This is a genomic window from Flavobacterium adhaerens, from assembly GCF_040045115.1.
Classification (GTDB): Bacteria; Bacteroidota; Bacteroidia; order Flavobacteriales; family Flavobacteriaceae; genus Flavobacterium; species Flavobacterium adhaerens.
The window spans coordinates 24,581-48,652 of sequence record NZ_JBDLZX010000012.1 but is presented as its reverse complement, the minus strand read 5'-3'; the positions used below and the strand labels follow the sequence as shown (position 1 = coordinate 48,652).

Sequence of the window (24,072 nt, the reverse complement as noted above, 5' to 3'; positions counted from 1 at the left end):
GATGAAGAGAAATATAAAATATATAGCTGTTATATTAAGTGGGATTTTTGTAATAAATTCCTGTGACACTAAAGATTTAGAATTAACAAACCCTAACGAATTATCTCCAGAAACTTTCTTTGCTACGGAAACTCAGGTGCAATCTTCGGTAAATGCGGTTTATGCCAATTTGCAAACAAGAGGACTTTATGCGAGACATATCTTCTTTGCACTAGATAATATGTCTCAGGAGAATAAAGGAAACCCACAATTGGAAGGAAATAAAAAACCGTTCCTAAACTTTAGTTTTGATGCCAGTAATGATATCATACAGTTTTATTGGGAGACTTGTTTCTTAGGAATCTCAAAAGCCAATTTCGTTTTGGATAATGAAGAAAAAATTCAAGCTTTATCGAACTCAGTTTTATCACAAGAAAAAAAGAATAAGTTTTTAGCAGAAGCTCATTTTTTAAGAGCCTATTACTATTTTCTTTTAGTTCCTCGTTTTGGTGATTTACCAATTTACACTTCTCAAACTATTGTGGGAGCTGCTAGAAGTCCAAAAGAGGAAGTATATAAATTGATTGAAGCAGATTTTGATTATGCGTCTAAAAATCTATTAAGTAAGGCTACTGAGGAGAAAGGAAGAGCTACCAAAGAAGCTGCTTTTGCTTATTTAGGTAAAGTGTTGTTATATCAAAAGAAATATGATGAAGCTTTGGCTGCTTTTAACAAAGTTACAGGCTTTACCCTTGAGACAAATTTCTATAACAATTTTATGGATGAAACAGAGCATGGTCCTGAATCAATCTTTGAAATCGAATTTGATGAATCTTTAGGGACTGGTGACAAATGGGGTAGCGATACTTCTGGAACAGGTTATGCAGAGTCAACATTAAGAGGTCAAGAATATGGTAATTTAGGCTGGTACAATGTGTATCCATCCGATGATATATTAGATGAGTATGAAGCAGATGACAAACGATTTGCCGAAACTTTTTATGTACCAGGATCAAAATACAATAATGATGCTAATACTATGACAGCTGCTAATTTTCCATCTTCTGAAGGAAATAGAAGAGCTGGTTGGAAAAAATATCAAAACTATTACAAACGTATTGATGAGCAGCAACAATCAAGTATTAATTTCAAAGTAATGCGTTATTCTGATGTCTTGCTGATGAAAGCAGAATGTGAAAACCAAAGAGCTGGTGGCTCACAAACTGCTGCAATTGCTTATATCAAAGAAGTTAGAGACAGAGCAGGATTAACAACTAATATTACCGCTACTAAAGAGGCTGTCTTTACAGCCATTGTTCATGAGCGTAAAGTAGAGTTGGCAGGAGAGCAAGTTCGCTTTGACGATATTATCCGATGGGGAATTGCAAGTACAGAACTTGCTGGAACTGGTTTCAAAGTTGGTAAAAGCGAATTATGGCCTATACCTAACAGAGAGACAACTTCTAATCCAAATATTCCACCAAGCAGTAACAATCCAGGGTATTAAAAAACGATTAAATAAATTTGGTTTGAGTTAGTTTTTATTAAGTAAACAGCGCAGTTAAATGCGCTGTTTACTAATGTTATCATAATCTCACCTATAAACTTTTTTATTGCAAACAGTAAGTAAAAGTATTCCGTCATTACTGGATACTATAATTCCATCAAAACCAATTTTCAAATAATAAATAAAATATTTTTAAGATTTGATTTTTTCAAAATGAAGAGAATTGCGTCACTTTTCTTAATCTTAACGTTGTTTTACAATGTTTTAGGGCTTTATTTGATGTTTGCTGAACAACAAGAGCAAGTATGGGTAAATGCGATGAAGAAAATAGATAACTCTAATTTTGAAATTATAGAAGTACATATTAATCCATATGCTTATATTGTCGATTCTGGTTTTGAAGAAACCAACGAAGATTTTGTGATTGGAAAAAAAACATACCACGTTTTCAAGAAAAGAATTGTAAACAATGTTTTAAAATTATATTGCCTAAAAAAATCCAATAAAGAAGTTCTAAATAAAGACTTGTCTAAAATTATCGACAGTCAATTATTTGATTCCAATTCGGATAAAGAGAATTCAAGCAAAAAAATGTTTAAATCCTTTATCAAGGACTTTATTCAAATGGATGTTAAATATTTACTACCTTCTATCAAGTCTTTTTCTTCTATAACTTTATATCCACACCATCCAAAAGTAAATCTGCTTTCTGGATATTTCTCTACAAATTACCCTCCTCCTGATGTGGTATAGTATTTCGTAATTCATATTTAAATTTTAAATGAGTTCAAAGTTTCTTTGTTGCTCAAGATTTTGTCTGCAGTGTAAAACTTCGGATAGATTTTAGTATTTAAAATTTAGTACTGAACATTCAATTAGTATTAATTGATTTAAGAAGACTATTAAAAACCACTAAAACCATCAAGATGAAAATTTATAAATTTTTGTTTAAAGTGCTATTGTTTAGTGCTTTGAATATGAGTTTGCTCGCTCATAATAAAGAAGATAAAAAACTAGTAAAAGAGCCAATAGGAAAAGAAAACATCGCTTACAAATGGGCACAAATTGCTATTGTTGTAACAGGAAATGACACCGATAGATTCAAACCTAGGCCAACAGTAACCTCTCGTTTTTTAGGGTTAACTTTTGTGGCTGTTTTTGATGCTTGGAGCCGATACGATCAAAAAGCAATTCCAGTTTATTTAGACGGGAATACCGTAAGTAGAAGGCCAATAGCCGAACAAAATCTCAAAAACAAAGAAATTGCTATCAGCTATGCGGCATATAATGCTCTTTGTGAGTATTATTTTTCAGATAAAGAGTTGCTTACGTCTTATATGAAAGAATTGGGTTTTGATCCCAATAATAAATCATTAGACCCAAACACTCCAGAAGGGATTGGAAATCTAGCAGCAAAAGCTGTGATTGAAGCTAGAAAACATGATGGTTCAAATCAATATGGTGAAGAGGAAGGATCTAATGGAGTTCCTTATTTTAACTATGTTAATTATAAACCTATCAATTCTCCAGATGAAATGATAGATGTAAACCATTGGCAACCAAAATATTTTTCAGACGGAAAAGGAGGGAAATTTGCTCCTGGTTGTGCAACTCCATTCTGGAATAAGGTAAAACCAGTAGGATTAAAATCAGGCGATCAGTTTCGTCCTGGACCACCTCCATTGATTGGATCCGATGAATTAAAAAAAGAAGTTGACGAATTAATCTATTTGCAATACAATCTTACTAACGAACAAAAGGCTTTGGTAGAGTTTATGCGAGATGGTCCAAAATCAGTGCAACAAGCGGGGCATTGGTTAAAATTTGCTCAAAACGTTTCTATTCGTGATAAACATACGTTAGATCAAGATGTAAAGATGTATTTCTTTAATCAAGTGACCGCTATGGATTGCTTTATAGCTTGTTGGGATACTAAAATGTTTTATGATTTCGCAAGACCTTATGCTTTAATCCATCATTATTATAAAGATAAAACTATAAATGCTTGGGGAGGTCCAGGTTTTGGTAATGTTGAGATGAAAGGTCAAGATTGGAGACCCTATTCGCCAGACACTTTTTTGTGTCCTTCTTTTCCAGGTTATGTTTCAGGTCATAGTACCATTAGCGGTGGTTGTGGTGAAGCACTCAAATTATGGACAGGTAGTGATACTTTCGGCGATTCAGCAGTTTGGAGTACACCAGGAGCGTTGACAGAACCAGATAACATCGGAAAACCTGTCGAACTAAAATTTCCAACATTTACTGAAACAGCCAATATGGCCGGAATTTCAAGAGTTATGGGTGGTTATCATATCCAATCGGATAATATAGAAGGACTCAAACTGGGTAGAAACGTGGCTCATGAAGTTTGGAAATTTTATAATGTGCATATCGGTAACGAAATGGTCAATTGATAATGAATGATTTCTTGGCTAAGTTGTTTAATATAAGTGCATTTAATGAATTTTGTGGTGTTGATTTTTTAAAAATCAAACGCCTCGTTTTGCTGTATGTGCTATCTTTTTTTGTGCAATCATGTGATTATTTCTCTAATCCGAATGACAAAATGGTAAAAATTTTGGATGCTCGAAATAAGATGTACAACGTAAACAAAAATCCGTATGCTTCTCTAAAAGAAATCGCCTATTTTGATTCAATAATAAAAATATCGTATGACGGACATTTGAAATTGTTCAACGAATTGTGCCAGGGAAATGCTTTTCTAAAATTGGGTAAAGAGGCCGAATCGGTTGCCATTATCGAGACTGTTTTGGGTAAGCAAAAAGCCCTTGGTGGCGGAGATAACTCTCAAACCTTAAAATTTTTGGCAATTGCTTACCTGCGATTGGGTGAAAAACAAAATTGCATTAATTACCATAATTCGGAGTCGTGTATTATTCCGATTCAAAAAAACGGAATTCATACCAAACAACAAGGTTCTCAAAAAGCTATAGAAATTTATAAACAATTAATGGCTATAGATCCTAATGATTATGAATCTAGGTGGCTTATGAATATTGCTTATATGACTATTGGGGGGTACCCTTCGAGTGTACCTAAGCAATGGTTGATTCCTGATTTAAATAAAGATAAGTCAGACTATACCATAAAACCTTTTGTAGATGTAGCTTCTAATGTAGGAATAGTAGATAAGAATATGTCTGGAGGGGTTATTGTTGACGATTTTAATAATGATAATTATCTAGATATCGTAACCTCAAATTGGAGTTTGGATGGTGTCATGCACTATTATCAAAATAACCAAAAAGGGAAATTTATAAACAACTCGAAAATCTCAGAAATTGGCCGTTTTAAAGGAGGTTTAAGCATGATTCAAGCGGACTATGATAACGACGGGGATATTGATATTTTGGTTTTAAGAGGTGCTTGGATGCGTGAATTTGGGAAACAACCAAATTCTTTATTGCGTAATAATGGAGACGGAACTTTTACAGATGTTACGATAAAAAGTGGTTTGTATTCTGAACTTCCAACCCAAGCAGGTACTTGGAACGATTTTAATAATGATGGTTTTCTCGATTTATTTATAGGAAACGAGTCAACAGCTGGTGAGTCAAATCCTTGTGAATTATTTATAAACAATCAAGACGGAACATTTACTGATGTTGCCAAAACAGCCAATTGTGATCTTGTTGATTTTATTAAAGGGGTAACCGCAACCGATTATGATAATGATGGCGATATTGATTTGTTTCTTTCGGGAATGAATAAAAGAAAAACATTATTGAAGAATGTTGGTATCAAAAATGGGATTCCTCAATTTATAGATGCTACAGAAAAAGCAGGATTAAGCGCTATCAATGTAATGACTTTTCCAACATGGTTTTGGGATTATGATAACGATGGATGGCAAGATCTCTTTGTTTGTGGGTACCAATATACGGGATCAATTAGCAGTGAAATTGCCAAAGAAGCCCTGAATGTTTCTAATGAAAGTAGCAAAATGTATTTGTACCGCAATAATCATGATGGTACTTTCTCTAATGTTACTAAAGCTGCTGGTCTAGATAAATCTGTTTTTGCAATGGGATCCAATTTTGGAGATATTGACAATGATGGTTTTTTAGACATGTATCTCGGAACCGGAAATCCGGATTATAAATCGCTTATTCCGAATAAATTATTTAGAAATTTGGGTGACGGAAAATTTGTAGATGTCACCGTTTCTGGTAGAGTTGGGAATTTACAAAAAGGACACGGTGTTGCTTTTGGCGATTTGGATAATGATGGTGATACAGACATTTTTGTCGAAGTTGGTGGAGCTTTCATTGGTGATGCTGCAAACAATGCTTTATATCTTAATCCTGGACAAAACAATAATCACTGGATAAAATTGAAATTAGAAGGTACCAATACCAATCGATCTGCTATTGATACAAAAGTAAAAGTGAGTTTTAGAGAAAATGGTGTCTCTAGATCGGTTTATAGAGTACTAAATTCTGGTGGAAGTTTTGGAGCATCGGCATTGAGAATGGAAATCGGAATTGGAAAGGCAACTATTATTGATGAGATCGAAATTGTTTGGTCTAGAAGTCATAAAAAAGAGGTGTTCCGAAATATACAACCGAATCAATACATCAAAATCATAGAAGGCGAGAAAAAATTTTCCAAAATCAATATCAAAAAAATAGTTTTTCCCGCCGCAAGAGCAAAAAATGCTATTTGTATTTGAGCAAATTCAATAGTGAAGCCTAAAAAGAATAATGAAATGCCTTTATGGTTTTGGTCATAAGGTGATGATAGATAAATTATAAATTTATAGAATTATTAAGATGAAAAATAAAAATACAAGAGCAATTCTTTTTTGCATAGCATGTTTAGTATTGCTTACCAACTGTTCAAGTGATAATTCAGATGAGAAGATTTTTTCTGCTTTGAAACATTCTGAAACAGGAATTGATTTTAGCAATACTTTGACCGAGAATGACTCCTTGAATTACTTTACCTATAATTATATCTATATGGGTGGAGGAGTTGCCACTGGTGATATTGACAATGATGGCCTGATCGATATTTTTTTTACAGGAAATCAAGTGTCAAACAAATTATACTTGAACAAAGGTAACCTGAAATTTGAAGATATTACCCAAAAATCTGGTGTTGGCGGAGATTTTCGTTGGTACACAGGAGTAGCCATGGCAGACGTAAACGGTGATGGTTTTTTGGATATTTATTGTAGTGTTGGAGGGAAATTTGGTCCTAAAAATAACGAACTCTACATCAATAACGGAAACGGAACTTTTACAGAAAAAGCAAAAGAATACGGAATTGATGATATCGGAAATAGTGTTCAAGGAACATTTTTTGATTATGACAAGGATGGCGATTTGGATTTATTTGTTGCCAATTATCCGCCTACACGATTTGGTTCTGCAACAGAGGATTATGTGCAAATGATGACTCATGTCAAGGACAATGAATCTGGACATTTATACAGAAATGAAGGAAACCATTTTACAAACGTAACTCAAGAAGCTGGTGTAAAAGCTTATGGACTATCATTGAGCGCAACCATTGGGGATTTAAATAACGACGGCTGGCCTGATATTTATGTTTCAAATGATTTTAATTCACCCGATTTCATGTACCTCAATAGTCAAGACGGAACTTTCAAAGAAGTTGTAAAAGAGGCAACATCTCATAACTCATTTTACGGAATGGGAGTAGATATTGCTGATTTTAATAACGATGGAAATTTAGATATTTTTCAGGTTGATATGGATGCCAAAGACAATCGTCGTAAAAAAGCAAATATGTCAAGCATGAATCCGCAACTTTTTTGGGATGTTGTTGACGCTGGTTTCAATTACCAGTACATGCACAATTGTATGCAATTGAATACGGGAGTTAATGAAAACGGAATTCCTCATTTTGGCAATGTTTCCCGTATTACCGGAACTTCTTCTACCGATTGGAGCTGGGGACCTTTATTTGCCGATTTTGACAATGATGGAAACAAGGATTTATTTATCTCTAATGGTACTCGAAGAGAAATTAACAACAATGATTTTTTTAATAGTTTAGAAGCTTTAAAGTTAAAACCAAAAGATTTACTCCAAAAATCAAAAGAAATTCCTTCTGAAAAGATTGACAATTTTATGTTTCAAAATAAAGGAAATTTAAAATTTGAAGAAGTAAATAAAAAATGGGGAATTGAATACAAAGGTTTTTCAAATGGGGTTGCTTATGCCGATTTGGATAATGATGGAGATTTGGACATAGTCATCAATAATATAGACGATTATGCGTCGGTTTTTGAAAATTCTAGCGCTTCCAAAAGTAATTATATAAAAATTCAGTTTAAAGGAAATTCTAAAAATAAACAAGGTCTTGGAAATCGTGTGTACCTAAAAAACAAAGGTGAAACTCAAATGCAAGAACTTACACTGACTAGAGGATTTCAATCATCTGTAGCACCCGAACTGCATTTTGGTTTAGGTAAATCAAGCACTATTGAAGAAGTAAAAGTAGTTTGGACAAATGGAAAAGTTCAGAAACTATCAAATGTAAAGGCGAATCAAACTTTAATAATTAAAGAGCAAGATGCTACCGTAAATAATGAAAAAAATGCCCCAGTAAAAACATTATTTACAACTGTAACATCCGTTTTCCCTGCTTTTAAGCATCAGGAAAATGGATATGATGACTTCAAAGACCAAGTTTTATTGCCACACAAAATGTCGTCTTTTGGGCCACCAATTGCGGTAGGTGATATCAATCAAGATGGCCTAGATGATTATTTTATTGGAGGTTCTTCAACATTTGCAGGAAAACTTTTTGTGCAAACCAGTAACGGATTTGTTGAGAAAAAAACTGCTGCATTCGATGCCGATAAAAAATGTGAAGATGCTGGAGCTGTATTTTTTGATGCTGACAATGATGGCGATAAAGATTTGTATGTTGTAAGCGGAGGCTACGAATTTTTGGTAAACGATGCCGCATTGCAAGACAGACTTTATATAAATGATGGGAAAGGTAATTTTGTAAAAACCAATAAAGAAAGTCTTCCAGTTATGCTAACCAGCGGTTCTAAAGTTTATACAATAGACTATGATAAAGATGGAAAACAAGATCTTTTAGTTTTAGGAAGACAATTGCCAGGTCAATATCCTTCACCTGTAAATACTTATTTGTTACATAATATAAGCACAGTCGATAAAGTAAAATTCGAAATTTCTAAAAACCAACCAAAGGAATTCAAAAATTTAGGAATGGCCACCAGTGCAGTTGTAACCGATTATGATAACGATACTTTTTCAGATATTATAGTTGTTGGCGAATGGATGCCAATTCGTGTTTTTAAAAACAATAAAACAGGATTCAAAGAGGTTTCGAACGATTTAGGGCTTACAATAGATAGTGCTGGATGGTGGTGGAGTATTCAACAAGGTGATTTTGATAAAGATGGTGATATGGATTATGTGCTAGGAAATAATGGTCTTAATTACAAATACCAAGCAACTCCAGATGAAACTTTTGATATTTATGTAAAAGATTTTGACAATAATAAACATAAAGATATTGTACTGAGTTATTACAATGATGGGAAACAATTTCCTGTTCGAGGTCGAGGTTGTTCATCGCAACAAATTCCTGGTATCAAGAAAAAGTTTAAAGATTATCAAAGTTTTTCTGAAGCGACTTTGGTAGATGTTTATACTGAAAAATCGCTTAACGAAGCACTGCATTATAAAGTAAAATCTTTTGCTAGTATATACTTAGAAAATAAAGACGGAAAATTTGTTATTCATAAACTTCCAACCAAGGCACAGTTATCATGTGTCAATCAAATAGCGGTTGATGATTTTGATAAAGACGGCAATCTAGATGCTGTAATAACAGGTAATATGTTCAATTCCGAAGTTGAAACACCAAGAAATGATGCTGGCTATGGTTTGTTTTTAAAAGGAAATGGTAAGGGTGGATTTAAACCAATATCACCTCTAACAAGTGGATTCTTTACTCCTGGAGATGTAAAAAATATGGAAAGAATCAAAGTGAAGGATAAAAATTATTTTCTAGTGACCAAGAACAATTCGTTTTTACAAACCATTCGAATTAACTAATAGAAATCCTTGCAAGTATTGGTATTCTTAAAATCCTATGCTTGCAAGGTAAATTAACTTTCGATTGATTCCGAAACATATTTCGGATTGGATATTTTCTCAATTCTCATTTAGCAATAGTCTTAATTGAGAAGCGATAATCTCATGATTTTTATAAACCAAAATTCACAAAGTTGAATATTGAAACTTAAAATCAAAATGAAAAAAAGATATAGATTACAATGCATATTTTGTTTTCTGCTGTTTATTGCGATAGCTTTTCAAACAGAGAAAATGAGCGCACAAGGTTGTGTTGCAGTACGACAAATGGGTGGCCTTTATTTGAATTCTGCCAGTTCTTATAATTTAAACAAAAATGAATTTCAAGTAGGAACAAACTACCGCTACTTTCATTCATGGCGCCATTTTGTAGGTAAAGAAGAGCAGCTTCATCGTCAAACAACTGGTGGAGGTCATGACGAAAATGGGGTCGAACAAGGTAATGCAGTAAATATTTATTCGCATGCGGTTGATCTTAATTTTTCGTACGGAATTACCGATAGAGTGCAACTAAATGTTACGTTGCCGTATGTACACAACGAACGTTCTCAAGTATTAAGGCAAACAAGCCCAGTAAAAGATACAATGCGTTATAGTGTTTATGCACAGGGATTTGCAGATGCTCGTATAAGCGCCAATTATTGGTTTTTTGATCCCAAAACGGCTTATAAAGGAAATGCAATGATTGGCCTAGGGCTAAAATTGAATACAGGTAGTCATGATAAAAGAGACAATGCACCACAAGCAGATGGTACTACAAAAAGTGTGGTTATGGATCAGGCCATTCAACCAGGTGATGGTGGAATTGGAGTTTCACTCGAAGCTCAGGTATTTAGACAAATAGTTGGTCGTTTGTATGGGTTTGCAAATGGCTATTATTTATTCAATCCTAAAGAATCAAATGGTTCTTTCAAATCTGATCCTAAACCAGGTTTAGAAGGATATGAAATTTACGCTTGTCCAGATCAATATTTTGCTAGAGCAGGTTTGTCTGTGGCTGTTGATAAAAGAGAAAATTTTGTGGTTTCGCTTGCCGGAAGGGTAGAGGGAATTCCTGCTTATGATGCATTTGGCGGACAAGTCGCTTACCGCCGTCCGGGATATGTCATTGCTGTCGAGTATGGTTTTTCGTATCGATTGAATAAACATAGTTTTAGTTTATTTATTCCGTATAATATCGTCAAAAATCGTATTCAAAGTGCAGCAGATATCGCTAGCCAAAATTTACAAAATTCCGTAATTACAGATCCAAATCAATATGTGCATGTACAAGGAGATGCAGCTTTTGCAGACTACTCTATAAATCTTGGTTACTCATATCGATTTGATTTTGGAAAAAACAAGAAACACATTATGACTAAATAATGCGTAAAACTTCAATAAACCTCATAAAAAAAACAGACGTTAAAAATTTTATTATGATTAAAAAAAAATATTTTAAGTATCTGTTGTGCCTTTTTTTTTTACTAACAACTATAGTTCAGGCTCAACAACAAAATATATCGGGAATTGTTATCGATGCTAAAAATGATCTGCCATTGATGGGAGCGATACTACAAAGCGGAAATTACGAAAGTATAACTAATGAGAATGGCGAATTTGTCATTCAAAAGCAATCAATTCCTTTTACATTAAAAGTAACCTATCTTGGATATATATCGGAAGAAATTATTGTTCGTTCAAACGATTTGATAACAATTAAATTAAAGGAAAATTCAAACGAATTAGACGAAGTAGTTATTTCGAGTGGCTATATGCAACAAGACAAAAAAGTATTTTCGAGTGCAGTATCTACTATTTCTGCCAAGCAATTAGCCAATAGACCAGCTACAAGTTTCGACCAATTGTTGGGTGGACAAGCTACAGGTGTCGATATTATTGCCCCAACAAATGCTTTAAACAATGCTCCAGTAATGCGTATTCGAGGAATAAGTACTATAACTTCTGGGCTATATCCGTTAGTAGTTGTCGATGGAGTAACAGTTTTTGTAGGTTCAGTAGGAGGATCAATTGGTAACAATCCTTTATCCGACATAAATCCTAACGACATACAATCTATAGATGTGTTAAAAGACGCTTCGGCAGCAGCTATTTATGGTTCTAGGGCAGCCAATGGTGTAATGGTTATCACAACAAAGAAAGGAAAAAAGGGAAAACCAAGAGTTAATTATGATAGTTGGTATAGTATGAGTACTCCTTATAATCTACCAAAACTATTAAACGCAGAACAATATACGATGATCAAAAATGAAGCAATGGTCAATGCTGGAAAGGCTCCTGGATATGCTTTGTCATATAATGCAGATGGTAGTATTGTAGATACTAACTGGTATGATGTTGGTTTTAGACCAGGATTTTCTCAAAATCAAAACATCAGTATTTCGGGAGCAAATGAGGAGACTTCTTACTTTTTTTCAGCTAATTATACCAATCAAGATAGTTATATAAAAAATAACACATATGAGCGTTTCTCTGCTCGATTCAATATCGAACACCAATTGACAAAAGGCATAAGAGTTGGTTCAAATTTCACCTATAGTAATAGTAAAAATGTTGGACCCGAAACAGGAGCTATCCCTAGCAATTCTATGTCTTCATCGGCTTATAATTCACAATATATTACCAATGAATCTTTGGCAAGAATGACTTATGTTCTTCCTCCTAATGTTCCTGTTTATAACGAGGACGGCTCATATAGTATTCAAAACGGAATTAGTGTTGGGTATGGGGCCAATAATCCGAGTACGATTGGTACAATTAATGCTTATAATTTGGCAATGGTTCAAGCGTTAGATTTGGCTTCCTCCGAAAATAATACGTTTATAGGAAATATTTTTGGAGAAATTGATTTAGTTAGAAATTTAAAATTTCGCTCTAATTTTGGATTAAATAATTTACAGGTTGTCAATAAATCTTTTTTGAACCCAGTTCATGGTGGTGGAGCAGCATCTAATGGTGTTGCAACAAACACTCATACTAATTTCCGTCGCTCGGATTTTACCAATTCATTAGTATATGAATCTAATTTTAACGGAAATCATCATCTTTCGGCTATGCTAGGTCTTGAAACGATTAAGACTACTACAGATGGTTGGGGAGCGCAAGAATCAAACTTAACCGATCCGAGTTACACTAATTATCAAGGCAGATTTATAAATATTTCGCCTTATGGGAATGTGTATTCTGAAAATGTGTTACTGTCTTATTTTTCGAATATTTCCTATGATTATAACCGAAAATATTTATTGAGTTTTAATTTCCGAAGAGATGGACTTTCAGCATTGACAACAGGAAATAAATTCGGAAATTTTGGTGGTGCTTCAGTTGGATGGAACATATCTGAAGAATCTTTTTATAAAAATTCATCGCTTCCAAAAGTTATTAATAATTTAAAAGTTAGAGCTAGTTATGGAGTAGTAGGTAATAGTGAAATAGGAGATTACCCTGCATTAGGAACTTACAATTCTAATACTTACGGAGGACAGCCGACTTTGGCTTATTCGCAAACTGCTAATCCGAATTTGAAATGGGAAACCAATACAAAAACGGATATAGGTCTTAATTTTACAATGTTTGACGAAAGAATAAGTTTTGAATTTGATTATTATAAAAATGTAGTTGACGATTTGATTCTAAAAGATCCGCAATCACTTTCAGCAGGAATTCCTGGGAATTACATTAATTCTAATGTAGGGAGTCTGTATAATAAAGGTATAGAGGTAAGTGTTGGTGCATTAATCATTAATACTAAAAATTTCAGATGGAAATCAAACTTTAATTTTTCGACTCTAGAAAATAAAGTTACTGCATTGGTGAGCGATGTTTTTGTACCAAGTGTTTTTGGAGTACAAAATATGACACGCGTTGGATATTCTATCGGATCAATTTATGCAGTGCCTTGTAATGGTGTTAATCCCGAAAACGGTTTGATGATGTTTACCAATAGCGAAGGAGATATTGTGCAATACAATCATACGGGTTCGCCAAAATGGACTTATCTTGACGGATCAGCAGCACCAGCTATTGATAATTATAAAGATGGGGTAATACAAGGCCCTTCGCTTCCCAAAATTACAGGCGGATTTAATAACGAAATTAGTTATATGAATTTTGATTTGAATTTTAATTTCACTTTTGTTTCAGGCAATAAATTATATAATGGAACTAGAGCAACAAATTCGGATCAACGTTATTTTAACAATGGTACTTTTATTTTGGATAGATGGACGACTCCTGGTCAAGTAACCGAAATTCAAAAATTACAATACGGAGATAATGTATCAGCAGGTTTCTCATTTAGTAGTACTTCTAAAGTTGAAGATGGCGATTATATCAAATTGAGAAATATTTCATTAGGCTATACTATTCCGATTTCAGGAACTTCATTGGCAAATCAAATTGCATCGGCTCGTATTTATTTGCAATCTGGAAATGTGTTTACTACTACTAAATATAGAGGTTCCGACCCAGAGGTTTCTATTAATGGTAACTCTATCAATTCTGGAAAAGATCAGAATGTGCCTCCAAATGCCCGTGTTTTTACTTTTGGTATGAATGTTAGGTTTTAATTTATTATTTAAAAATATATGAAAACGTATAAAAATATAAAGTCAATTTTATTCTTATCATTACTAATTATTGGTTTGTCAGCTTGTAGTACAGATATATTGGACACCGTTCCTAAAACTAATATTCCCGAAAATGAAGCTTTTAGTACACCCGGGAAAATTTTGGCACAAGTCAATAATTTATATGGACAATTGCAAAAAGCCACTTTTTACGGAGGAAGATTTATTGTTTTTAATGAACAAAGGGCGGATGAATTTGGTCAAAATGACGGTAATGCAGCAACAGGTTCAGCAGTTTGGAATCAAAATGTGGCATCTACCAATGAGTTTGTCAATAATGTTTGGTCAGCGGCTTACACTGCTATTAATGCATCTAATATATTGATTAGTAAACTAAATGAAACTCAAGTTATATCCGAAGCTGATGCTAAATTTTATATCGCCGAAGCTAAATTCGTGCGGGCGTTATCTTATTTGAGTTTGATTCAAACCTACTCAAAACCCTATAATTATGATAAAAACGGATTGGGAGTTCCACTTCGATTAACGGCAATAACAAGTTCAGGTAACAATGATTTGGCTAGAAGTAGCATTGAGGAAGTTTACAATCAAATTGTAAAAGATTTAGATGAGGCCGAAATGGATTTGCCGGATTCTTATACATCAGCAGTATTAAATAGTTCCAGAGCCCATAAAAGTACTGCAATAGCTCTAAAAACAAGAGTTTATCTGAATATGAATAATTATGAAAAAGTTATAGAAGAAGCATCAAAAATTGTTTCGTATTCAGTGCCGTTTCAATTTACATCGGGTTCGGTTTCGCATAAACTAGAGTCTAATATAACCACTGTTTACGGAGGAAGCTACATAGGGCCTGAATCGGTTTTTTCGATACCTTTTGCCAATTCTACTACAGAAACTCCTGATGCACAAAGTTCTTTAGCATTTAATTATTTAAAACAGCCTATTCTTTTTTTGGCAACGGCTGGAATTGTTAGCAATCCTGCTTTGACTTCTGCCGATGATGCCCGATCTAGTTTAATTGGAACAAATTCGGCCAAACAAAAAGTGTTGAAAAAATTTGCCATTACAACAGCTCCTTTTCGTGATTACGTTCCAGTCATTCGATATGCTGAGGTTTTACTTAATTATGCTGAGGCTGCTGCTAATGCGAATGATTTGCAAAAATCTGCTGATTTATTAAAAGCTGTTCGTAATCGTTCTAACCCAAACTATGTTTTTCCTAGTACAGATATCAATAGTAAAGATGCACTCATCAATACTATTCTTGTCGAAAGGCAAATAGAATTGCTGGGGGAGGGATTCAGATTGCAAGATTTGCAAAGACATTTGAAAACATTACCAGCCAAAACGGGATCTATCGGAACAGCACCATTAGTTTTAATTACAAGTAGCAATTATATTTGGCCAATACCCAGTGGCGAAATTTCGACCAATCGTTTGATGGTTCCAAATCCTTAAACGGTATGTATAATAAAAAAAACAAAGAGGTATCCAAAAAGACATAATCTTGTCAAGCTGAACTTGTTTCAGCTTCTGTATATGCTTAACTATCATTTTTTTTTTAGATTCCGAAATAAATTCGAAATCAACAAAACAAGATTTTTTGGATACCTATTTGTTTTTTATTTTCTAGTATTGTAGTTTCGAAATAGCTTTCAAAACATCTGTTTCAGGTAGTTTGCAAGATCCTTCAACACATACATAAATCAAGGTTTTGTTTTCGACATAACGACTTTCCATAATGGGCAATGAACTTTCGTTTACAGATCCCGCAATCAGGATATTGGGTAAGTAATGTGCTTGTATGGTGTTGATTTTTGATAGTGCATTTTTGCCAGAAACGACTACTTCGTAATAATTTCCAGTATAATTCAAAAATAAATTCAGCCAATTGTAATATTCTGTAGGGAACTTTATGGCATCTTCTGAGACGTTGTGAAGCATAGTTTGGGCAATTTTTGAGTAATTTTCATTCGAAAAATAATGTCCCAAAAGAAATAAATTTTGAGCAAAAATTGAATTTGATCCAGGGATGACATTGTCTCTAATTTCCATTTTTCGAGTAATTAATTTATTTGAGCTATTGGAGGTGAAATAAAAGAGATTACTTTTTTTGTCAAAAAAATGCTCCAATGAATAGTCCATTAGTTGTTTGGCTTTTAGCAACCACTTTTCATCCAACGTGATTTGATAAACTGCAATAAAAGCATCAATTACATTAGCATAATCTTCCGAAAATCCAGTTATACTACTTTTGCCCTCTTTAAAACTATGGTGTAAGCTGCCGTCTTTTTGAAATTGATTTTCTAATAAGAATGTGGCATTTTTAATGGCAATATCTTTATAATGCGAATTTTTGAAACTACGATAAGCATTTGCATAACCTTTTATCATTAAGGCATTCCATGAGCTAAGAGTTTTGTTATCAAGATGAGGTTGAGGTCTTTTGTTTCTAGCTTTTAAAAGAATTTCTTTCCAAGTTTTGAGTTTTGAATTGACTAGTAACTCGGTTAGCTTGTTTTTTTGGGCAAATTCAGCATCGGATTGTGTTTTAAACAAAATGTATTTTTCGTTTTCCCACAAACCCGTTGTATTTATATTGTAATATTCTTGAAAAAGTTTGAAATCGGATTGTAAAATATCTTGAAGTTCTGCTTTGGTCCAAGTATAATAGGCTCCTTCCTCTAATTTGCCCGCTTGATTTTTGCTGTCAGCATCTATAGACGAATAAAAAGCGCCATTTGAAGCCATAAGCTCTCTCTCTACAAATTCAAGTGTTTCTGTTACCTTCTTTTTGTATAATTCATTTTTGGTAACTAAATACGCATCAGAGAATAAACTTACTAGTTGAGCATTGTCGTACAGCATTTTTTCAAAATGAGGAATGTGCCATTTGAGATCGACTGTATATCTATAAAAGCCACCACCAATAGGATCATTAATTCCTCCATTGGCTATTTTGGTAAGGGTTTTGTCAAGATATTTTTGAATGGTTTGATTTTGGTTTTGAATGCTGTATCGCAATAAAAAATGTAGTGCTTTTGGCATCGGAAATTTCGAATCGCTTTGAAAGCCTCCATTTTCAAAATCCATAACTTCTCTCCAATTTTTTATTGCCAAATCCACATCAGAAGTTTTAAAATCAATTTTATTGGTATTTAGTTGAATTAAGTCTGATTTCTGAATTCCTGCTACTAATTTTTCGGCATAAGCTATTACCTTTTGAGGGTCTTTTTTATATAATGCAGCTATTTCGGTTAATGTTTTGATCCATTCATCTTTTGTAAAATAGGTTCCTCCAAAAATGGGGAGCCCATCAGGAAGTGTTATACAATTTAAAGGCCAACCTGATTTTCCTGTCATCATTTGCACCGCATCTAAGTATATTTGATCGATATCAGGACGTTCTTCACGATCGACTTTTATTGAAATGAAATTGTCATTCATGATTTTGGCAACCGAATCGTTTTCAAAACTTTCTTTTTCCATGACGTGACACCAATGACAGGAAGAGTATCCTACCGAGATAATGATTAGTTTATTCTCGGCTTTTGCTTTGGCTAGAGTTTCTGGATTCCAAGCTTTCCAGTTTATAGGATTATGAGCATGTTGTAATAAATAAGGACTTGACTCATTGATTAGATCATTTGTGTGTTCAAAATTTTCGTCTTTATTTTTTTTTTGATTACAATTTGACAAAAAAAGAGCAAGTAATAGGAGTAAAAATGTATTGCGCATAAATTGTTTTCTGGTAGGTTTACGTTCTGTTTTAAGGAAATTTGGTTTTGATTTTTTGAAAATAAAAATAGAATAGTATGCTTTCTAATTTTTGGTTAAAGTAATTAAAAATCAGTAGATTTCCTAGGTTTTATAATCATAGTAGATTGTTTAAAACGAACCACTTCAAATAGGTACGAAGTGATTATTTTGTGTTGGTTTTTATTTTGGTTGGGGTAATAATACGGTAATTACCACTTAGATGCATGATGCTAAATAGATATAATAAGCCATCATAATAAGGGTCAAAATAACCATCAGAATAGGGTTCTAATTTAGCATTCCAAACCGCATCAACAAATTGCCAACTTTTGTTTTGTGTTCCCATTATTGAAGCTGTGGCTGATGTTGCAACGAGCCCAATAGAATGTCTAAGTTTTCTGTAGCCACCTGCATCCAAAATATAAGTAGGTAAGGTTCCATCTATATTAAATTGGTCTTCAAAGGTATCAATACCTCTGCAAAACAGGAAATTTTGAATTCGTTTGCTGTAATCCTGTTGCCATTTGATGTCTTTGGCATACCAAGAATAATCCATTGCAATATTCATTGGAACTCTCCAAGAATCATATCGAAAAGCATCTCCCATTTTACCGAGTTTTTTGGGAACACCATTAAATTCTGTGTAATCTGCGGTTAATCCAGTAATAGAATCACAAGCTTTATGAAGAAAATTTCGAGCCGTATCAGCACAATCTCGATAGAATTGTTCTTTTCCGTCTTTGGCATATTCTGCCCAAACTTCGTAAAATGCTGGTAAGTGGTAAGATGGATCTGTCCAAGTGTATCCAAATTTATCTGGGACAAATGTGATTTGTTTATGCTCTATGTTGATAATATTTGTAACGCCATCAGTTCCATTTTTTGCCCACATTGCATCTAGAATTCGTCTTGCTTCGCCATAATAATTTATGCCTGTATCATTCCCCCATCGGTTAGAAGCAAATAGTAACGAGGTTATAAAATACAATTCACCATCAGATGCAGATCCTTCCGAGTTTCGAATTCCAGTTTTTGGATTTATACTCCACGCAAAATAAGCTTCTCTAGAACCTTTTTGATGTTGCATATACTTTTTTGTCCATCGCCACAAACGATCAAAGACTTCTTTTTTGTTTAGCTGAACAGCTACCATCATTCCGTAAGACATTCCTTCGGTCCTTACATCGTGATTTTTTATATCGGACACATAGGCCAAAGAGTCTTCTACTTCAAAATATACTCTTCGCTCTCCTTCAAAAACATCATAGTAAGCTTTGGTAAGTTTTGCATCAATAGCTACTTGACTATATCCTGCTTCTAAGAATAAATTTCGGTATTTTGAGGTTTTCCAAGCTCCTTTTTTCCAAGGTTTCATTACTCCACGCTTGTCAAAGATATCTTTATGACAATCTTTAGTAATCAATTCGTTTTGCCCAAAACAGCAATACGAATAGGTGAATAGTAAAAAATAAATATATCGTTTCATGTCGATTATTAGGTGAATATTAAAATAAAATATCTGATGAAGTAGCTTGTTTTTAAATTACTGCGTATTAATTCATTTAACTTAACCATTTTTATTAAAAATAAACTAACTAAATCAACAAGCTACAAACATCAGACTTTTAAAAAAAAATATTTCAGAGTAAAGGTAGGTTTAGTTGTAATAAATTGAGTATTACAAATGAAGCATTGTGTAAGATAAATGATGTAAGTTTTACTGTAAATCAGTGTTTTAGCCTTGTTTTGGTTTTGGTTTTTAAAATTTTTAATTGAAAGTTTTTTAGAACATAAATTTTAATTCTTCCTTTTTAGCCTTTTTGATTATTTTTATTTAAATTTTTTAATGAAAATTATATGAATTACTGTTTTAAGTTTTTACTTTTTTTGTGGTGCCTAGTCAATTTTAATGCTGGTATGGCACAATCTACAACTGATAAGCAAGCTGTAAATGATACCACTTTTGTTAATCTGAAAGAGTATAGTCAAGATTTTGTTTATGACATGAAATACGCCACCGAGGATAATTTTTTGAAGTCAAAAGTTTATGAATGCGATGAATGTTATTTGCGTTATAAAACGGTTAAAGCTTTAATTCTGGCGAACAAAAAATTTATGGAAAAAGGCTATAAAATAAAACTCTTTGATTGTTATCGCCCTTTGGACATTCAAAAAAAAATGTGGGCGATTGTTTCCAATCCTAAGTATGTTGCTAATCCAGCAAAAGGATCTATTCATAATAAAGGAGGAGCTGTAGATATTACCTTGGTTGATTTTGATGGTAAAGAATTGGATATGGGAACTTCTTTTGACTATTTTGGCAAAGAAGCAAGTCATGGTTTTGGTGGTTTTTCTTCTGAAATTAAGAAAAACAGAAATTTTCTTAGAAACATTATGCTAAAAGCAAATTTTAATTCTTTTGATTCTGAATGGTGGCATTATAATTTGAAAGCAGGTCTAAATGATGCTGTGTCAAATTTTAAATGGGAATGTCCATAATTATTTCTTCAACTTTTGCTGTCAATTTTACTTCATCAGATAATCAGTGAGTTACTATTTTGATTAAAAATTTCCTTTTTTTTTCATGGTTTTGATAAATAAATAATAAGTGTTTAATTTTCAACGGTTAGTGTTTTTTGTAGGTTTTAACTTTAAATGTGTAAAAAAACATGTATTTAATCGATTAAATTGTGATTTAATAGATTTCTATTTTTATATTAGCCTCATAAATTATTTAAAAACAATGGTTTAGAGTTTACGATAATTTAAGTTCTAAGGATTATTTAAAAGCGTTGAAAATTGAATTCTTTGTTTAAAATCTAATGATGTTTTTTTATTTCTTAAATAAAGAAGAATATACAAATCGAAAGATGAAAAGGGTATTGCAGAATAGTTTTATTAAATGTATAGGGCCAGAAAATAAGTCGGGTATTACATTTGTCGAAGTTGTGGTTATTGGTGTATTAGTTCCAATGGTAGTTCGAAATGTGAAGAATTACGTGATTAATACACATAAGACTAATAAAGAAGAGAAGCTTTTTGTAGCATAAAAAAAATCATTTTTAAATGAAAATAATTAAGTTCATTTAAAAATGATTTTTTTTTCTTTAGAGTATTTATTTATTCTATACAGCGAATATTTTCTATAAAAAACGATTCCGGACGATACACTTTACCGTCTAATTCCGCTGTCAATTCTCTTTTAAGGATGTAATCTTCAGTGTCCGTTAAATATTTTATGCGCATTAAAGTTACGGGAGATTTTTGGAGTTCTTCATAATTATCTTTGGCAAACATAAAAATTCCAGATTTTATTCTGTTATTATATCCTTTGTCATCTCTTATTAAACTGCCGCAGCTTTCTTGATCGATATGAATAAGAGTGACGATTTTTCCATTTTGCAGTTGCAAGAAAATTTTAGAATTTTTATCAAAACAATTAGCTTTTATAAATTCTTTACTTTTTTGAATCATTTGCAATGTTAAAGTGGGTAAACCATCGGTGAGTGCCAATGAGCAAAAAATGTAATCTGTGTTTCCTCCAAATACTTTTTCGTGTATTAAATATTCTTTGGTTGTTTTATATGTACCAATAGAATCGGTAACATTTGAGGCATATTCACAAGGTTTTTGGCTGTAAATTGTAGCATTAAAAAAACAGAATGCTATAATCAGTAAGTGTTTCATTTTATTTTATTTTGGTGCAAATTAAAACAATTTTGTTGTTATTTTCATCTGTTGTAAAAAAACAATACAAATTTCCACCATCTTTTATTTTCCATTTTTTTCTGATGCTATCAACTGAATCTGAAAAATTTCGGGTTGTGATATTTGCTTTTTGATTTTCTAAATTTGATTTCATTTCAGTTTTATTGTAAGGAAAGCTTTTTTGGATTTCAAAAACCCTTCCTGGGAACGAAACCAATTCATTTGAAGTGTACAAATGAGAGTGTTTGTGCAACTTATTCAATTGATAATAATGACCAATTTCGTCAAAACCTCCTGATTTCATTATGGCACTGTTGGGTTCATAAAGATAGGTAAGTGGTAAACTCAAATTTGGGAGTGATTGGTTTTCATTCATGTTAAAATCAAAAGTTTCTATTTGATCTTTTACAATATTAACCGTTTCAATTTTTATGGCTCCATGATAACCATGGTTTAATTCCCAAAGCAACTCTTTTACTTCATTATCTACTGCAACAATATGAATGGTTTTGATATGGTTTAATTCTGAGATTCCTGCTGATAGGTCTAATATTGGTGCAGTTTTTATCAAAATTGATTTGGCTTTTTTGAAATAAAAATCTAGATTTTCTGGAACATTTGGCAAACAATCTTTTAGCATAAAGACTTTTCCTTTAGTTTCATTACGTCTTGAAGGGTCTATATAAATCCAATCCCACTGGGTTGTTGTTTTTTGCAATGTTTCATAACTGTCGCCATTGCAGCAGCAAATGTTGTTGGTTTGTAACTGTATATAGTTGTGTTGCACGATTTGTGATAATTCGGTATTGATTTCACAATGCGTAACGTTTTTTATTTTTTTTGAGAAATAATAATCATCTATTCCAAATCCACCTGTTAGATCAATTAGGTTTTCTCCAGATACTAGCGATGATTTATAGAGCGCCGTTGCTTCTGATGAAGTTTGTTCTACAGAAATTTTGCTCGGATAATAAATATTTGGTGTTGAAAACCAGATAGGAAGTTTGTGTCTTGCTTTTGCTTTTGCTTCTATTTGATTTAAAATCAATTTCCATTCTATCTCTGGGAAAGGATTTTTTTGTAGTGCTAATTTTGAGACCGAATTATCAATGTTTAAGTTAATAAATTCTTGTATTCTGGGATGTAATATTTCTAAATTCAATTTAAATATTTTTTGTAATATATTGGATAAACTTATTATTTGGGAAAAATTCTTTGCAAACCACTTTTAGAATCGTGTATAAAGGGATTGCTATAATCATCCCTAAAATTCCAAACGAAAATCCGGCAATCAAAATAATAAGAAAAATTTCTAATGGATGCGAACTCACACTTTTTGAAAAAATAATGGGTTGCGATAGGTTGTTATCTATTAATTGTACAAACCAAAAACCTATTAAAACATAAATGGTTGTTGGCAAAATTTCGGTCTGAAAGTCTGAGTTCAAATTACTTAACATTGTCAATAGTGCTGCCAAGATTGAGGCAATCAATGGACCTATATATGGAATAATATTCAAAACGGCACACAAAAAGGCTATTACTAATGCATTTGGAATCCCAAAAATAAATAAGACTATGGTATATAAAAGGAAAACCACAGATAATTGAATTAATAATCCAATAAAGTAGCGCGAAAGTAATGTGTTAATTTTTTCTAATGAGTTTAGTATTTTTTCTTCATGTGAATCCGGAATCAATAATTTGGCACCATTCACAATGATATTTTTGTCTTTTAAGAAGAAGAATGTAATAAATAATATTGAGCCTAAACCCATTCCAAAATTACTTATTGTCCCCATAACAGAATTCAAAAAGTTTGGTATTGTGTTGAAACTGAATATAGATTTGAAATTGTTTGGATTGAAAATAGCCTCGGAATCGATATGGTGTTGTTCAAGAAAATTATTTATTTGTTTAAATAATTCTAAGAAGTTCCTTTCAATTTCTACAGTATTTAGAAGGGATAAGTTGTGCCCTTGTGAAATAATCAAGGGGATAAACATTATTATAAAACCCAAAATGATTAAAAAATAAAGACTCAAGACTGTTATGGTGGCAAATGTATGTTTGAATTTTAATTTTGTTTTCAAAAAATGCAGTATCGGAATCCCAATTAATGTAAGGATTAATGAAATGAGAAGATAAATTAAAATATTCTGGATTTGATATAGAAATAAGAGTAGTAAGGCAACTATAAGAATTGTAAAAAGAGCTCTCAAAATTCCATTTGCTATAATCTTTGATGTTATCATATTAATCTCATTTAATTTATTAAATATAAAAAAAAAACTCGCTTTATCTAGCGAGTTTTAAAACTAAAAAATGCCTCGTCCCGAAAATAAAGATACACAAAAAGTTAGATAGGGAAACAAGTAATAATTATTTCTAACCCACACAA

14 protein-coding genes are annotated in these 24,072 nt (G+C 32.6%); 9 read left to right on the top strand and 5 right to left on the bottom strand.

Annotated features, from left to right (window positions below):
* The first annotated feature begins 1 nt into the window (after position 1).
* The 8 genes from ABEB18_RS14825 to ABEB18_RS14790 all read left to right on the top strand — a co-directional run bounded on the left by ABEB18_RS14825 (position 2) and on the right by ABEB18_RS14790 (position 15,662).
* Positions 2 to 1,486 carry a RagB/SusD family nutrient uptake outer membrane protein gene (locus tag ABEB18_RS14825; protein WP_348800100.1) on the top strand — a complete coding sequence of 495 codons (1,485 nt, stop codon included), beginning with the start codon at positions 2 to 4 and terminating at the stop codon, positions 1,484 to 1,486.
* A 213-nt stretch (positions 1,487 to 1,699) separates the two neighbouring features.
* Positions 1,700 to 2,239, top strand: coding sequence for a hypothetical protein (locus tag ABEB18_RS14820; protein WP_348800099.1), 540 nt, complete (start codon positions 1,700 to 1,702; stop codon positions 2,237 to 2,239).
* A gap of 173 nt (positions 2,240 to 2,412) precedes the next feature.
* Positions 2,413 to 3,900, top strand: coding sequence for a vanadium-dependent haloperoxidase (locus tag ABEB18_RS14815; protein ID WP_348800098.1), 1,488 nt, complete (start codon positions 2,413 to 2,415; stop codon positions 3,898 to 3,900).
* A 2-nt stretch (positions 3,901 to 3,902) separates the two neighbouring features.
* Complete coding sequence (locus ABEB18_RS14810) at positions 3,903 to 6,179, top strand: FG-GAP-like repeat-containing protein (RefSeq protein WP_348800097.1); 2,277 nt, start codon at positions 3,903 to 3,905, stop codon at positions 6,177 to 6,179.
* A gap of 100 nt (positions 6,180 to 6,279) precedes the next feature.
* On the top strand, positions 6,280 to 9,573 hold the full coding sequence (locus ABEB18_RS14805; RefSeq protein ID WP_348800095.1) for a VCBS repeat-containing protein: 3,294 nt from the start codon (positions 6,280 to 6,282) through the stop codon (positions 9,571 to 9,573).
* A gap of 273 nt (positions 9,574 to 9,846) precedes the next feature.
* The gene (locus ABEB18_RS14800) at positions 9,847 to 10,977 is read left to right on the top strand and encodes a hypothetical protein (RefSeq protein WP_348800094.1); all 1,131 of its coding nucleotides are present in this window, start codon (positions 9,847 to 9,849) and stop codon (positions 10,975 to 10,977) included.
* 53 nt (positions 10,978 to 11,030) lie between these two features.
* Positions 11,031 to 14,180 (top strand): SusC/RagA family TonB-linked outer membrane protein, encoded by a 3,150-nt coding sequence (locus ABEB18_RS14795; RefSeq protein WP_348800093.1) that lies wholly within the window; start codon positions 11,031 to 11,033, stop codon positions 14,178 to 14,180.
* Positions 14,181 to 14,198: 18 nt separating this feature from the next.
* On the top strand, positions 14,199 to 15,662 hold the full coding sequence (locus ABEB18_RS14790) for a RagB/SusD family nutrient uptake outer membrane protein (protein WP_348800092.1): 1,464 nt from the start codon (positions 14,199 to 14,201) through the stop codon (positions 15,660 to 15,662).
* A gap of 171 nt (positions 15,663 to 15,833) precedes the next feature.
* On the opposite strand, the gene ABEB18_RS14785 is transcribed toward ABEB18_RS14790, so the two are convergent.
* Positions 15,834 to 17,942, bottom strand: a complete 2,109-nt coding sequence (locus ABEB18_RS14785; RefSeq protein WP_348800091.1) for a thioredoxin domain-containing protein — start codon at positions 17,940 to 17,942, stop codon at positions 15,834 to 15,836.
* 184 nt (positions 17,943 to 18,126) lie between these two features.
* Positions 18,127 to 19,449 carry a family 8 glycosyl hydrolase gene (locus ABEB18_RS14780; RefSeq protein ID WP_348800090.1) on the bottom strand — a complete coding sequence of 441 codons (1,323 nt, stop codon included), beginning with the start codon at positions 19,447 to 19,449 and terminating at the stop codon, positions 18,127 to 18,129.
* Between the two features lie 431 nt (positions 19,450 to 19,880).
* Between ABEB18_RS14780 and ABEB18_RS14775 the strand changes: the two genes are divergently transcribed.
* Entirely contained in the window at positions 19,881 to 20,462 is a 582-nt protein-coding gene (locus tag ABEB18_RS14775) for a M15 family metallopeptidase (protein ID WP_438861451.1), read from the top strand.
* A 621-nt stretch (positions 20,463 to 21,083) separates the two neighbouring features.
* Here the strand turns inward: ABEB18_RS14775 and ABEB18_RS14770 are convergent.
* From ABEB18_RS14770 to ABEB18_RS14760, 3 genes are read right to left on the bottom strand one after another with little or no spacing between them, the layout of a single operon-like run.
* The gene (locus tag ABEB18_RS14770; RefSeq protein ID WP_348800087.1) at positions 21,084 to 21,650 is read right to left on the bottom strand and encodes a hypothetical protein; all 567 of its coding nucleotides are present in this window, start codon (positions 21,648 to 21,650) and stop codon (positions 21,084 to 21,086) included.
* A 1-nt stretch (position 21,651) separates the two neighbouring features.
* Positions 21,652 to 22,833, bottom strand: coding sequence for a THUMP-like domain-containing protein (locus ABEB18_RS14765; protein WP_348800086.1), 1,182 nt, complete (start codon positions 22,831 to 22,833; stop codon positions 21,652 to 21,654).
* A gap of 1 nt (position 22,834) precedes the next feature.
* The gene (locus ABEB18_RS14760; protein ID WP_348800085.1) at positions 22,835 to 23,926 is read right to left on the bottom strand and encodes an AI-2E family transporter; all 1,092 of its coding nucleotides are present in this window, start codon (positions 23,924 to 23,926) and stop codon (positions 22,835 to 22,837) included.
* Positions 23,927 to 24,072 lie beyond the last annotated feature (146 nt).